The organism is Microterricola viridarii (assembly GCF_001542775.1).
Taxonomy (GTDB): Bacteria; Actinomycetota; Actinomycetes; order Actinomycetales; family Microbacteriaceae; genus Microterricola; species Microterricola viridarii_A.
Genome location: NZ_CP014145.1, coordinates 2,820,541 through 2,834,568 on the forward strand (window position 1 = coordinate 2,820,541; position 14,028 = coordinate 2,834,568).

The window sequence follows — 14,028 nt, forward strand, 5'->3', positions numbered from 1 at the left end:
TGCTTAGCTTCACGGTGTTGCTTAACGAAAGAAAGCCACCCCGAGGGGTGGCTTTCTTTCTAAGTTAAGTCCGGCGGTGACCTACTCTCCCACAGGGTCCCCCCTGCAGTACCATCGGCGCTGAGAGTCTTAGCTTCCGGGTTCGGAATGTGACCGGGCGTTTCCCTCTCGCTATGGCCGCCGAAACAACTGGTGATGGGCACCCTTACGGGGCCGTCAAGTCATTTCAACATTCAATGCTTATTGAATTGTTGTGCCACGTGTCCTTGGACACGGGGCGTTGTTCTCGACCGTACATCGAGAACCACATAGTGGACGCAAGCTTCTCACGGACTTTCTCCGTGCCACACACACCAGCCTTACAACGGTGTGTGTGTAGTGTTTTTCAAGATATCGGCTTATTAGTACTGGTCAGCTCCACGAGTCTTTAGTCCTCGCTTCCACATCCAGCCTATCAACCCAGTCGTCTACTGGGAGCCTCTCCCCTAAAAGGGATGGAAATCTCATCTCGAGGCCGGCTTCCCGCTTAGATGCTTTCAGCGGTTATCCATTCCGAACGTAGCTAATCAGCGGTGCTCCTGGCGGAACAACTGACACACCAGAGGTTCGTCCAACCCGGTCCTCTCGTACTAGGGTCAGATCCTCTCAAATTTCCTGCGCGCGCAGCGGATAGGGACCGAACTGTCTCACGACGTTCTAAACCCAGCTCGCGTACCGCTTTAATGGGCGAACAGCCCAACCCTTGGGACCTACTCCAGCCCCAGGATGCGACGAGCCGACATCGAGGTGCCAAACCATGCCGTCGATATGGACTCTTGGGCAAGATCAGCCTGTTATCCCCGAGGTACCTTTTATCCGTTGAGCGACAGCGCTTCCACAAGCCACTGCCGGATCACTAGTCCCGACTTTCGTCCCTGCTCGACTTGTCAGTCTCACAGTCAAGCTCCCTTGTGCACTTACACTCGACACCTGATTGCCAACCAGGTTGAGGGAACCTTTGGGCGCCTCCGTTACATTTTAGGAGGCAACCGCCCCAGTTAAACTACCCACCAGGCACTGTCCCTGAACCGGATTACGGTTCGAAGTTAGATGTCCAGAGTGACCAGAGTGGTATTTCAACAATGACTCCACCCGAACTAGCGTCCGAGCTTCACAGTCTCCCACCTATCCTACACAAGTCACACCGAACACCAATACCAAGCTGTAGTAAAGGTCACGGGGTCTTTCCGTCCTGCTGCGCGTAACGAGCATCTTTACTCGTAGTGCAATTTCGCCGAGTTCGCGGTTGAGACAGCTGGGAAGTCGTTACGCCATTCGTGCAGGTCGGAACTTACCCGACAAGGAATTTCGCTACCTTAGGATGGTTATAGTTACCACCGCCGTTTACTGGGGCTTAAATTCTCAGCTTCGCTTACGCTAACCGTTCCTCTTAACCTTCCAGCACCGGGCAGGCGTCAGTCCGTATACATCGTCTTGCGACTTAGCACGGACCTGTGTTTTTAGTAAACAGTCGCTTCCCACTGGTCTCTGCGGCCTTCAAAAGCTCCAGGAGTAAATCCCTTCACCCATCAGGCCCCCTTCTCCCGAAGTTACGGGGGCATTTTGCCGAGTTCCTTAACCACGATTCTCTCGATCTCCTTAGTATTCTCTACCTGACCACCTGAGTCGGTTTGGGGTACGGGCACATTGAACCTCGCGTCGATGCTTTTCTTGGCAGCATAGGATCACCGATTTCGACTTACGTCTACCCATCGAGTCTCAGCCTTATATGAGAGACGGATTTGCCTATCTCTCGGCCTACATTCTTAGACCGGGTCAACCATCGCCCGGCTCGGCTACCTTCCTGCGTCACACCTGTTAATACGCTAACCGCACCAGCATAGGGTCGTGTGCTAGGCCCACACGCATCACCCCGAAGGGATCCGTCACGGGGATTCAGACACTTAGCATCACTGGATTAGCTTGGGCGGTTCTTCTGCGGTACGGGAATATCTACCCGTTGTCCATCGACTACGCCTGTCGGCCTCGCCTTAGGTCCCGACTTACCCAGGGAAGATTAGCTTGACCCTGGAAACCTTGGTCTTCCGGAGGACGGGTTTCTCACCCGTCTTTCGCTACTCATGCCTGCATTCTCACTCGTGTGGCCTCCACGGCTGGTTTACACCGCCGCTTCACTGGCCACACGACGCTCTCCTACCCATCAATACGGCTGGACCACGAAGGCCTACCAAAAATATCAATGCCACAACTTCGGTGGCGTGCTTGAGCCCCGTTACATTGTCGGCGCGGAATCACTTGACCAGTGAGCTATTACGCACTCTTTCAAGGGTGGCTGCTTCTAAGCCAACCTCCTGGTTGTCTGTGCAACTCCACATCCTTTCCCACTTAGCACGCGCTTTGGGACCTTAGTTGGTGGTCTGGGTTGTTTCCCTCTCGACAATGAAGCTTATCCCCCACTGTCTCACTGCTGCGCTCTCACTTACCGGCATTCGGAGTTTGGCTAACGTCAGTAACCTTGTAGGGCCCATCGGCTATCCAGTAGCTCTACCTCCGGCAAGAAACACGCAACGCTGCACCTAAATGCATTTCGGAGAGAACCAGCTATCACGAAGTTTGATTGGCCTTTCACCCCTATCCACAGCTCATCCCCTCAGTTTTCAACCTAAGTGGGTTCGGTCCTCCACGCGCTCTTACACGCGCTTCAACCTGGCCATGGATAGATCACTTCGCTTCGGGTCTAGGACCAGCGACTCATTCGCCCTATTAAGACTCGCTTTCGCTACGCATTCCCCTCACGGGTTAAGCTCGCCACTGATCACTAACTCGCAGGCTCATTCTTCAAAAGGCACGCTGTCACCAGAATCAGACTGGCTCCAACGGTTTGTAAGCAAACGGTTTCAGGTACTATTTCACTCCCCTCCCGGGGTACTTTTCACCTTTCCCTCACGGTACTTGTTCACTATCGGTCATGTAGGAGTATTTAGGCTTATCAGGTGGTCCTGACAGATTCACACGGGATTTCTCGGGCCCCGTGCTACTTGGGATACTCTTCGCGCCATTGGAACATTTCGACTACCGGGCTGGCACCGTCTATGGCTGCGCTTTCAAACGCATTCGTCTATATTCCTTTGTAACGCTCACTGTTCGGCAGAAGCAGCAGAAAAGTCCCGCAACCCCGACCATGCAACGCCTGCCGGCTATCACACATGATCGGTTTAGCCTCTTCCGGGTTCGCTCGCCACTACTAACGGAATCACTATTGTTTTCTCTTCCTGTGGGTACTGAGATGTTTCACTTCCCCACGTTCCCTCTACCCGCCCTATATATTCAGGCGGGAGTCACCAGGTTGCCCGAAAGCACCTGGCGGGGTTTCCCCATTCGGAAATCCTCGGATCACGGTTCGTTTATCAACTCCCCGAGGCTTATCGCAGATTACTACGTCCTTCTTCGGCTCTACATGCCAAGGCATTCACCGTTTGCTCTTAGAATCTTGAAATCACATGAGTTTGAATCGATCGTGCACAACACCCGAAGGCATTGTGCGAAATTGACCAATGATTAGTCGAACAACAACCAAAGTTGTTGTCCTAAAAATCTTTGTGATTGATACCGAAGTATCAATCTAAGATGCTCGCGTCCACTGTGTAGTTCTCAAAGTACGGGCGGTACTCCCCCAACACCAGCCGGCTTACGCCTATGCCGATGTTGACCGAAGTCCAGAAGGTCGTCCACGTCAAAACGTGACCCGGTCCTTCAGGACCCAACAGCGTGCTCCAACAACCCTCAACCAACCAGCCTGTTCCTTTCACCGAAGTGACGTACTAAAACCGACGAGCGTCGCGTTGTTGCAATGTCAATGTTCCACCCATGAGCGCCACCGGGAAACATGTGTTCCCGTAATGGCTGGCAGTATCTGATCGCCCTGTATACAGAGGCGGACTGCACGTGCTCCTTAGAAAGGAGGTGATCCAGCCGCACCTTCCGGTACGGCTACCTTGTTACGACTTAGTCCTAATCACCGATCCCACCTTCGACAGCTCCCTCCCACAAGGGGTTGGGCCACCGGCTTCGGGTGTTACCGACTTTCATGACTTGACGGGCGGTGTGTACAAGGCCCGGGAACGTATTCACCGCAGCGTTGCTGATCTGCGATTACTAGCGACTCCGACTTCATGAGGTCGAGTTGCAGACCTCAATCCGAACTGAGACCGGCTTTTTGGGATTCGCTCCACCTTGCGGTATTGCAGCCCTTTGTACCGGCCATTGTAGCATGCGTGAAGCCCAAGACATAAGGGGCATGATGATTTGACGTCATCCCCACCTTCCTCCGAGTTGACCCCGGCAGTATCCCATGAGTTCCCACCATTACGTGCTGGCAACATAGGACGAGGGTTGCGCTCGTTGCGGGACTTAACCCAACATCTCACGACACGAGCTGACGACAACCATGCACCACCTGTTTACGAGTGTCCAAAGAGTTGACCATTTCTGGCCCGTTCTCGTATATGTCAAGTCTTGGTAAGGTTCTTCGCGTTGCATCGAATTAATCCGCATGCTCCGCCGCTTGTGCGGGCCCCCGTCAATTCCTTTGAGTTTTAGCCTTGCGGCCGTACTCCCCAGGCGGGGAACTTAATGCGTTAGCTGCGACACGGAGACCGTGGAATGGCCCCCACATCTAGTTCCCAACGTTTACGGCATGGACTACCAGGGTATCTAATCCTGTTCGCTCCCCATGCTTTCGCTCCTCAGCGTCAGTTACGGCCCAGAGATCTGCCTTCGCCATCGGTGTTCCTCCTGATATCTGCGCATTCCACCGCTACACCAGGAATTCCAATCTCCCCTACCGCACTCTAGTCTGCCCGTACCCACTGCAGGCTGGGGGTTGAGCCCCCAGATTTCACAGCAGACGCGACAAACCGCCTACGAGCTCTTTACGCCCAATAATTCCGGACAACGCTTGCACCCTACGTATTACCGCGGCTGCTGGCACGTAGTTAGCCGGTGCTTTTTCTGCAGGTACCGTCACTTTCGCTTCTTCCCTACTAAAAGAGGTTTACAACCCGAAGGCCGTCATCCCTCACGCGGCGTTGCTGCATCAGGCTTTCGCCCATTGTGCAATATTCCCCACTGCTGCCTCCCGTAGGAGTCTGGGCCGTGTCTCAGTCCCAGTGTGGCCGGTCACCCTCTCAGGCCGGCTACCCGTCGTCGCCTTGGTGAGCCATTACCTCACCAACTAGCTGATAGGCCGCGAGTCCATCCTTGACCGAAATTCTTTCCACCCCCAGGAGATGCCTCCGAAGGTCGTATCCGGTATTAGACGTCGTTTCCAACGCTTATCCCAGAGTCAAGGGCAGGTTACTCACGTGTTACTCACCCGTTCGCCACTAATCCACCAGGTGCAAGCACCCAGCTTCATCGTTCGACTTGCATGTGTTAAGCACGCCGCCAGCGTTCGTCCTGAGCCAGGATCAAACTCTCCGTAAATGTTTATACGACTAACCAGCAAGCTGGCGTCACATTTTGCGCTTCGAAACCACCGGAAAAAGGCGGACATCTCAGCAAGTTTGAAACTGACAGAACAAATCATTACTGACTTGCTTTGTTGTTTAAATGTTTTCCAAAGGAATCCCAATCACCGAAGTGATCTGGGGTTTTTGGCATTTGACATTGTGCACGCTGTTGAGTTCTCAAGGATCGGATGCACCCGGATTCTCCCCGCCGTTTCAGCGGGTGTCGCTCCGAGGCAACTTGTCTAACTTACCAGACCAACCCGGCCCCGCAAAACCGAGTGAATCAGAAACTGCTGGCAGGAAAACCAGCCGAACGACTCAAACCCGTAAGCGGGGAGTTGGTGAGGCAAGAAGCAATCTTAGGCATGAAACCGGCCGAACGCAAATGCGTGAAGCAGCGGATATGTGGCTAAGACCGTGTCGCTGACCAGTCCGGGAGGCTTTCACTTCCCGCTGTTGCGGCGACAAGAGATAACAATACGGGCGCGTCAGGCACCACGCAAAGCGGGACGGCGTCCGGGCGTGTCGGGCCTAGTTGACGTCATCCGGGTGGGCGGAGACGCGGCCCTCCCGCTCGAGGCCGGTGATCGCCTGCTGCTCGGCCGGGCTGAGCTCGAAGTCGAAGACGTTGAAGTTCTCGGCCATGCGCGCGCGGTTGTTGCTCTTGGGGAAGACGATGTTTCCCTGCTGCAGGTGCCAGCGGATGACGACCTGCGCCGGCGTCTTGCCGTGGGCCGCCGCCGGTGCGGTGACCTCCGGCAGTTCGAAGAGGTTGTACTTGCCCTGACCGAGCGGGCCCCACGCCTCGAGCTTGATGCCGTTGGCCGCGCAGAGCGCCGCAGTCTCTGGCTGCTGGTGGGCGGGGTGCAGCTCGATCTGGTTGACCGCCGGCACGACATCCGTCTCGGCCAGGAGACGAGTCATATAGGGGACAGTGAAGTTGGAGACGCCGATCGAGCGCGCACGGCCGGTCTCGCGGATCTTCTCGAGTGCCTTCCACGCCTCGACGAAGCGGTCGTTGGCGGGGGCGGGCCAGTGGATCAGGTAGAGGTCGACGGTGTCGAGGCCGAGCTGCTCGAGGCTGCGCTCAAATGCGTCGAAGGTCGACTGGGTGCCCTGGTCGTCGTTCCACAGCTTGGTGGTGATGAAGAGGTCGTCGCGGGCGATGCCGGAATCGGCGATGGCCCGGCCGACGCCCGCCTCGTTGCCGTAGATGCGGGCCGTGTCGATGTGGCGGTAGCCAACCTCGAGGGCATCGGTGACGATGCGCTCAGTCTCGGCCGGATCGACCTTGAAGACGCCGAAGCCCAACTGCGGGATCGCGTGCCCGTCGTTCAGGGTGATCGTGGGGACTGCGGTGTTCACGGCGTCGTTGCTCATACGTCCATTCCATCACGGATGGGCCCTAGTGGTAGCGCCGGCCCTCGTCGCGGCGGAACAACAGCAGCGCGGCGGCGAAGCCCACCGCCGTCCAAGCGAGGATGCCCACCCAGACCCACCATTCGAGATCGCCGCCCTGCACGGCCCAGATCACGAACTCGCGTGCCTGCCTGGACGGCATGAACTTGGAGAGGGTGTTGAGCCAGTCGGCGAAGAGGAATGGCGGCAGGAAGAGCCCACCGGCGAAGGCAAGCGCAAACATCACCACCTGCACGACGGCGATCGCGGCCTTGGACGGCATCGAGTAGCCAATGCAGATTCCGATGAGCATGAACGGGAGGCCCGACAGCGCGAGGGCGGCGAATCCGGCGAGGATGCGCAGTGGTGAGGCCTCCGCCGCGGTGAAGAGGCCGCCGATCACCACGACGGGGATGATGGCAGCCAGCCCGAGCATGCCGGTGGAGAAGAGCTGGGCGAGCACCCGCGAGATGCCGGGGGCCGGCAGCGTGCGCAGGTACGGGTCCCACGGCTTCTCGCGGTTCTCAGCGATCGTCAACCCGAAGCCGAACAGGGCATTCGACATCACCGCGAAGACGGCGAGTGAGATCACGGCCTGCGTGGCGAACAGCGCGTTGTCGGCGACCGTGCGCTGCGGCACGACGAAGAACAGCAGGGCCAGCGCGGGAAACACGAGCGAGCCGATCAGAGCGATCGGGATGCGTGCGGTCTCAATCAGGTTGTACTTCGCGTGCAGCAGGGCGAGCGACATGGTGCTCATCGTGAGACCTCCTCGGTCTGGGGTGCGTGCAGCGGGGCAGAGGCCAGTGTGGAGTGGGACCTGTCCGAATCGGTCAGCGTGAGGAAGGCCTCCTCGAGGGTGGCCCCGCGCACGGCGAGGTCGGAGAAGCGGAGGCCGGAGTTCACCAGCTCACGGATCAGCTGGTCGGAGTCGGCCGCGTAGAGCACGAGGCCTGCGGCATCCGCGCCCTCAGAATCAGCCCGCACGACCCCGGGGAGCGCGCTGACCGCGGCCACGTCGGGGGTGCGCAGCCGGATCTGGCGAACGCCCACCTTGCCGACGATGGCCTGCAGGCTGTCGTCGGCGATGACGCGCCCGCCCTCCATCACGACGACGCGTTCGGCGAGCGCCTCGATCTCTTCGAGGTAGTGGCTCGTGACGACGATGGTGGCGCCGGACTCGTGCTGGCGGCGTACCGCGTCCCAGAGCGTGTGCCGGCCGTCGATATCGAGTCCGGTGGTCGGCTCGTCGAGCAACACCAGCTGGGGGCGGCCGACGAAGGCCAGGGCGACGCTGAGGCGCCGCTTCTGACCGCCGGAGAGGGCGCCGGTCTGCCGCTTCAGCAGCGCAGTGAGCCCGAACTCCTCGGCGAGCGCCTCGGTGGCCTGCGGGGTGTCGAAGTGTCGGCCGACGAAGTCGATCACCTCGCCGACCCGCAAGGTGGGCGGCAGCGCCGTCTCCTGCGGGGTGCTGCCCAGGCGCTGCCGGGAGCGCACGTCCTGCGGCGAGCGGCCGAGCAGGCTGACAGTTCCGGATGTCGGCCGGCGCAGCCCGTTGATGAGCGAGATCAGGCTCGTCTTGCCTGCCCCGTTCGGGCCGAGCAGACCGACCATGCTGCCGGCCTCGATCGTGAGGGTGACGTCGTCGACGGCGACGACGTCGCCGAAGCGGCGGGTGACGCGGTCGAGCTGGGCGAGGGCGCTCATGCTGTTCCTCCCAGGAGCTGTCTGAGTGTGTCGGTGTAATCCTCGAAGGCGCGGCGGCCGGCCTTCGTCAGGGCGATGTAGGTGACGGGGGTTCGCCCCTGGTGTTCCTTGTCGACGACGACGTACTCGGCGTCTTCGAGTTTGCGCAGGTGGGTGGAGAGGTTGCCCGGGGTCATGTCGAGCAGTTCCTGCAGCCGGGGGAAGGTGATGCGGTCGCCGGCCGGGAGGGTGGCAAGTGTCGCGGTGATCTTCAGGCGGGCGGCCGCGTGGATGACCGGGTCGAGCTCGCCCTGCTGGGTGGCTGGCATGCCGGTCACTTGCCCTGGCGCAGTCGGACGGAGAACACGATCGCTGCGACGAGGAGGGCGCCGCCGCCGAAGACAGCCATGACGATGTTGTTGGTGGGTGCGCCGAAGAACGGGGCGATGGCGCCGACGACGAGCATGATGATGCCGAGCACGAGCATGCTCACCTGGCGCCAGAGCGCGGCGCCGGCCAGATAGAGAGTGCCGCACATCAGGGCGAAGGCCGAGGGGAAGAAGATGCTCGCCAGTTCGGCGGAGAGCCCGTTGGCGATGAGGCCGACGCCGAGGGCGGCGAAGGCCATGCCGCAGAGCGACCAGGACACCCCGTAGACGGCGCCTGCGAACGAGGAGACGCCCTTGACGCCGCGGCCGAGCCGGATGCCGATGATGATCGAGGCGACGACTGCCCCGGCGATCAGGATGCCGAAGATGGGTGCGGCGAGCGCCATCGGCACGCTGAACCAGGGGTTGCCGCCCTCATACGCCGACCAGAGCAGCGTGAAGCCGACGAGCCAGGCGACTCCCCAGAGCCCGAGCATCCAGGGGATGGGCCGCAGCATCATCTGGTCGACCCGGCGTTGCTGCGCCGTGATCAGCGCGAGCATCTCGGCTGCGTCATCCGTGCGCCGAGGTTCGGTGTTGTTCGTCATATCTACTTTGTAATGCAAAGTGCTTTGATACGTCAATGGCTTTGCGAAAGTTTCTCGGTGCGGTGCCAGGTTTCCATAGGGGCCACAGCCACAAGGCGACCGGTACGATGGAGGGCTGATGACTGACACCGCGATCCCCGAGATCACCTACCCGCCCGAGCTGCCGGTGAGTGCGATGCGCGACGAGATCGCCGACGCCATCCGCGACAACCAGGTCGTGATCGTGGCCGGAGCGACCGGCTCGGGCAAGACGACGCAGATCCCCAAGATCTGCCTGGAGCTCGGCCGCACCAGCATCGGCCACACCCAGCCGCGCCGACTGGCCGCCCGCACCATCGCCGAGCGCATCGCCGAGGAGCTCGGCGAAGAAGTCGGCGGGCTCGTCGGCTACCAGGTGCGATTCACCGACAAGGCCACGGCGAGCACCCGCGTGAAGCTGATGACCGACGGCATCCTGCTGAACGAGATGCACCGCGACCGGCTACTGCGCCGCTACGACACGATCATCATCGACGAGGCGCACGAGCGCAGCCTCAACATCGACTTCCTGCTCGGCTACCTCAAGGAGCTGCTGCCCAAGCGGCCAGACCTCAAGGTGATCGTCACCTCGGCGACGATCGATCCAGAGAGCTTCGCGAAGCACTTCGCGGATGCCGAGGGCAACCCGGCCAAGATCATCGAGGTCTCCGGGCGCACCTACCCCGTCGAGATCCGGTATCGGCCGCTCGTCGCCGAGGAGTCACTCGACGAGGACGATGAGGAACAGACGGGCGCTGCGAACCCGGCGGACGACAAGGACTACCTGCAGGGCATCCTCGAGGCCCTCGACGAGCTGGCGCGCGAGTCAAACGGCGACGTGCTCGTGTTCCTCTCCGGTGAGAACGAGATCCGGGATGCCGAAGAAGCGGTGCGCAGTCACTACGGCATCGCGGGCGGTGGGCGCGGGGGCGCCGGCGTCACCGAGGTACTCCCCCTCTACGGCCGGCTCTCCGCCGCCGACCAGCACCGCGTTTTCCAGCCGTCGACGATCGCCGGCGTGCGCCGCCGCGTGATCCTCGCCACGAACGTGGCCGAGACCAGCCTCACCGTGCCCGGCATCAAGTACGTCATCGACGCCGGCACCGCCCGTATCAGCCGGTACAGCGTGCGCTCCAAGGTGCAGCGGCTGCCGATCGAGGCCATCTCGCAGGCCAGCGCCAACCAGCGCTCCGGCCGCTCCGGCCGCACCAGCAACGGCATCGCGATCCGCCTGTACTCGGAGGAGGACTTCAACCGCCGCCCCGAGTTCACCGAGCCGGAGGTGCTGCGCACCAACCTGGCCGCCGTGATCCTGCAGATGATCGCGCTCGACCTGGGCGACATCGCGAAGTTCCCGTTCCTCACCCCGCCGGACTCCCGCGGCGTGAAAGACGGCCTCGACCTGCTCTCTGAACTCGGCGCGATTCGCGCGGGGTCTCCTCGGTCTCGATACGGCGCTAGCGCGCCTACTCGACCAGCGGAGAGCGGCGCTGGCGCGCCTACTCGACCAGCGGAGAGCGGCGCTGACGCGCCTACTCGACCAGCGGAGAGCGGCGCTTACGCGCCTACTCGACCAGCGGAGACGGACGCTGAAACTCCCGCTGGTCGAGTAGCGACGAAGGAGCGTATCGAGACCAAGGGCGCCACCCCGAAGCTCACCCGCATCGGCCAGCAGCTGTCCAAGCTGCCGATCGACCCGCGCTTCGGGCGCATGGTGATCGAGTCGAAGACGCAGAACGTGAGCCGCGATGTGCTGGCGATCGTGGCCGGCCTCACCATCCAGGACCCACGCGAGCGCCCGCTGGAGCGGCGCCAGGCCGCCGACGAGCAGCACGCCCGCTTCGCCGACCCGACCAGCGACTTCCTCAGCCTGCTGAACCTCTGGAACTACCTCGAGAAGCAGCAGCGCGAGCTCGGTTCCAGCGCGTTCCGCCGCCTGTGCAAGGCCGAGCACCTCAACTACCTGCGCGTACGCGAGTGGAACGACGTCTACAGGCAGCTGCGCCAGCTGGCCAAGCCGCTCGGCCTCTCGGTTCAGGATTCCGGCACCGACGGCCCGGCTGAGCCGAACCCCGACGGCATCCACCGCGCCCTGCTCAGCGGCCTGCTCAGCCACATCGGCCTGAAGGACCAGGCCCAGGCGGCGAAGGCGAGCGGCCCGCGCGGATCGAAGGAGACGGCGGCCGCCCGCCGCGGCAAGGGCGAGTACATCGGCGCCCGGCAGGCCCGCTTCACCCTGTTCCCCGGCTCCGCCCTGGCGAAGAAGCAGCCGGATGCCGTGATGAGCGCCGAGCTGGTCGAGACCAGCCGGCTGTTCGCCCGCACCAATGCGGCCATCGACCCGGCCTGGGCCGAGCCGCTGGCCGGAGACCTCTGCAAGCGCAGCTACTCCGAACCGCACTGGTCCAAGAATCAGGGCTCGGTCATCGCCTACGAGAAGGTGACGCTCTACGGCGTGCCGATCGTGCCCAAGCGCAGGGTGCAGTTCGGCAACATCGATCCGCACTACGCGCGCGAGCTGTTCATCCGGCACGCGCTGGTCGAGGGCGAGTGGGATGTCTCGCGGCTGAACGCCGGGCTGACCGCCTTCGACCGCGCCAACAAGCGGCTGCGATCCGAGCTCGAACAGCTCGAGGAGCGCACCCGCCGCCGCGACATCCTGGTCGACGACGAGGCCGTGTTCGAGTTCTACAACCGACGGATCCCTGCCGAGATCAGCTCGACCCGCAGCTTCGAGACCTGGTGGCGCACCGCCAACAAGGAGACCCCGGACCTGCTCACAATGACGGCCGAGGCCCTGGTGCCGGATGCCGCGACGAGCGACGTGGACGCCGGGCTGTTCCCGCCGAGCTGGCGCCAGGACGACCAGGTGTTCACGCTGCGCTACAAGTTCGAGCCCGGCGCCGTCGACGACGGGGTGAGCGTCATCGTGCCGCTCACCTTGCTCGCCCGGTTGCGGCCAGAAGGCTTCGACTGGCAGGTCGACGGCCTGCGCGGCGAGCTCATCACCGCACTGCTCAAGAGCCTGCCCAAGGTGATCCGGCGCAACGTCGTGCCGGCCGCCGATTGGGCGGCCAAGATCGCCGCCGAGCTGCCCGAGCGCCCAGAGGGCGCGGCCGGGTCGCGCGGTTCCGCCCCGATGACGGTCGTTCCGTTCACCGAGGCCGTTGCCGCCGTGATCAAGAAGCTCGTCTATGTGCCGGTGACCAGCGCCGACTTCGACCTGGACCGGGTGCCGCCGCACCTGCGCGTCACGTTCCGCGTCGTCGACGGCAAGGGCCGCGAGATCGACAGCGCCAAAGACCTGCGCGCGCTGCAGGGCCGGCTCAGTGAGCGGGCCCGCGATGCTGTGGCGAGCACCTTCGCCGACCCGGATGCCGGCGGCCGCGGCCGACGCGGCGGGCGGGCGGATTCCACCGACGAGCAGACCGGCGACTTCAGCGTGCAGCCGCGCGGCGGGCGCCCCGGCCGGCCCGGCGGCCGCGGCACCGCAGTCGGCGCCGCCTCCGCCTTCGTCGAGCGCAGCGGCCTCACCACGTTCCCCACCGACCTGCCGAACATCCCCGGCAACGGACCTGACCAGCAGGGCACCGAGATTGCCCGCTTCGTCGACCTCAAGCAGGGCGAGAACACGATCCGTGCCTACCCGGCACTGGTCGACGAGGGCCAGAGCGTTGCGCTGCGGCTGCTCACGACGGCCGAGGAGCAGGCGAGGGCGATGCCGGGCGGCATCCGACGCCTGTTGTTGCTGGCCGTGCCCTCCCCGTCGAGCTACGTGCAGAAGCACCTGACCGGAAATGAGAAGCTGACCCTGGCGGCCAGCCCGTACCGCAACACGGCGGCGTTGTTCGACGACTGCCTGGCCGCGTGCGTTGACGACGTGCTGTTCCGGGTGAAGCCCGACGGGCTCGTGTTCAGCAAGGCCGAGTTCGAGACGGTGCGCGACCGGGTCTCGGCCGTGGTGATGGACACCATGTTCGACACCGTCAAGATGGTGACCAGCACGCTGACCGCGGCGCGCAAGGCCGACAAGGCGCTCAAAGCGGCGAGCAGCATCACGATCATGTCGGCGCTGGCCGATGCCCGGCAGCAGTTGGACGGGCTGGTCTACCCCGGTTTCGTCTCGCAGACCGGGCTGGAGCGCCTGCGGCACCTGCCGCGCTACCTCGGCGGCATCGGCGTGCGCGTCGAGAAGCTGGTGGCGAACCCGGGCCGCGACCGGGTCGGTCTGACCGAGATCGAGGCGGCGCAGAAGGCGTTCCGTGATGCCGGCGGCACGATCCCGTTGGAACCGCACGCCCCGGCCAACCTGGTGAAGGCACGCTGGATGCTGGAGGAGCTGCGCATCAGCCTGTTCGCGCAGGAGCTGCGCACGGCAGAGAGCGTCTCGCTGCAGCGCATCAACAAGGTGCTCGCCGGGTAGCTGCGGGAATTCAGAAG

6 protein-coding genes and 3 rRNA genes are annotated in these 14,028 nt (G+C 62.4%); 1 reads left to right on the forward strand and 8 read right to left on the reverse strand.

Annotation, left to right across the window (positions count from 1 at the left end; translation table 11 throughout):
* Window positions 1–68: 68 nt before the first annotated feature.
* The 8 genes from rrf to AWU67_RS12920 all read right to left on the reverse strand — a co-directional run bounded on the left by rrf (window position 69) and on the right by AWU67_RS12920 (window position 9,570).
* Window positions 69–185: ribosomal RNA gene (rrf, locus tag AWU67_RS12885) — 5S ribosomal RNA — on the reverse strand.
* Window positions 186–381: 196 nt separating this feature from the next.
* Window positions 382–3,496: ribosomal RNA gene (locus tag AWU67_RS12890) — 23S ribosomal RNA — on the reverse strand.
* A gap of 460 nt (window positions 3,497–3,956) precedes the next feature.
* A 16S ribosomal RNA gene (locus AWU67_RS12895) occupies window positions 3,957–5,484 on the reverse strand.
* The 16S, 23S and 5S rRNA genes sit together here, the layout of an rRNA operon.
* A gap of 557 nt (window positions 5,485–6,041) precedes the next feature.
* Window positions 6,042–6,890 carry an aldo/keto reductase gene (locus AWU67_RS12900; protein WP_067229772.1) on the reverse strand — a complete coding sequence of 283 codons (849 nt, stop codon included), beginning with the start codon at window positions 6,888–6,890 and terminating at the stop codon, window positions 6,042–6,044.
* A 25-nt stretch (window positions 6,891–6,915) separates the two neighbouring features.
* On the reverse strand, window positions 6,916–7,668 hold the full coding sequence (locus AWU67_RS12905) for an ABC transporter permease (protein ID WP_234407255.1): 753 nt from the start codon (window positions 7,666–7,668) through the stop codon (window positions 6,916–6,918).
* Entirely contained in the window at window positions 7,665–8,615 is a 951-nt protein-coding gene (locus tag AWU67_RS12910) for an ABC transporter ATP-binding protein (RefSeq protein WP_067229775.1), read from the reverse strand. Before AWU67_RS12910 ends, AWU67_RS12905 begins: the two co-directional genes overlap by 4 nt.
* Complete coding sequence (locus AWU67_RS12915) at window positions 8,612–8,923, reverse strand: winged helix-turn-helix domain-containing protein (protein WP_067232752.1); 312 nt, start codon at window positions 8,921–8,923, stop codon at window positions 8,612–8,614. The genes AWU67_RS12910 and AWU67_RS12915 overlap by 4 nt, the downstream gene beginning before the upstream one ends.
* Window positions 8,924–8,928: 5 nt before the next feature.
* Complete coding sequence (locus AWU67_RS12920; protein ID WP_067229778.1) at window positions 8,929–9,570, reverse strand: hypothetical protein; 642 nt, start codon at window positions 9,568–9,570, stop codon at window positions 8,929–8,931.
* A gap of 118 nt (window positions 9,571–9,688) precedes the next feature.
* Between AWU67_RS12920 and hrpA the strand changes: the two genes are divergently transcribed.
* A complete protein-coding gene (hrpA, locus tag AWU67_RS17555) occupies window positions 9,689–14,011 on the forward strand; it encodes an ATP-dependent RNA helicase HrpA (RefSeq protein ID WP_067229780.1) in 4,323 nt (1,440 codons plus the stop codon).
* The last annotated feature ends 17 nt before the right edge of the window (window positions 14,012–14,028 follow it).

Coding starts and splice junctions, on each gene's coding strand:
- AWU67_RS12915 (WP_067232752.1), bottom strand. CDS start 8,923: ATGCCAGCCACCCAGCAGGGCGAGCTCGACCCGGTCATCCACGCGGCC.
- AWU67_RS12905 (WP_234407255.1), bottom strand. CDS start 7,668: ATGAGCACCATGTCGCTCGCCCTGCTGCACGCGAAGTACAACCTGATT.
- AWU67_RS12920 (WP_067229778.1), bottom strand. CDS start 9,570: ATGACGAACAACACCGAACCTCGGCGCACGGATGACGCAGCCGAGATG.
- hrpA (WP_067229780.1), top strand. CDS start 9,689: ATGACTGACACCGCGATCCCCGAGATCACCTACCCGCCCGAGCTGCCG.
- AWU67_RS12910 (WP_067229775.1), bottom strand. CDS start 8,615: ATGAGCGCCCTCGCCCAGCTCGACCGCGTCACCCGCCGCTTCGGCGAC.
- AWU67_RS12900 (WP_067229772.1), bottom strand. CDS start 6,890: ATGAGCAACGACGCCGTGAACACCGCAGTCCCCACGATCACCCTGAAC.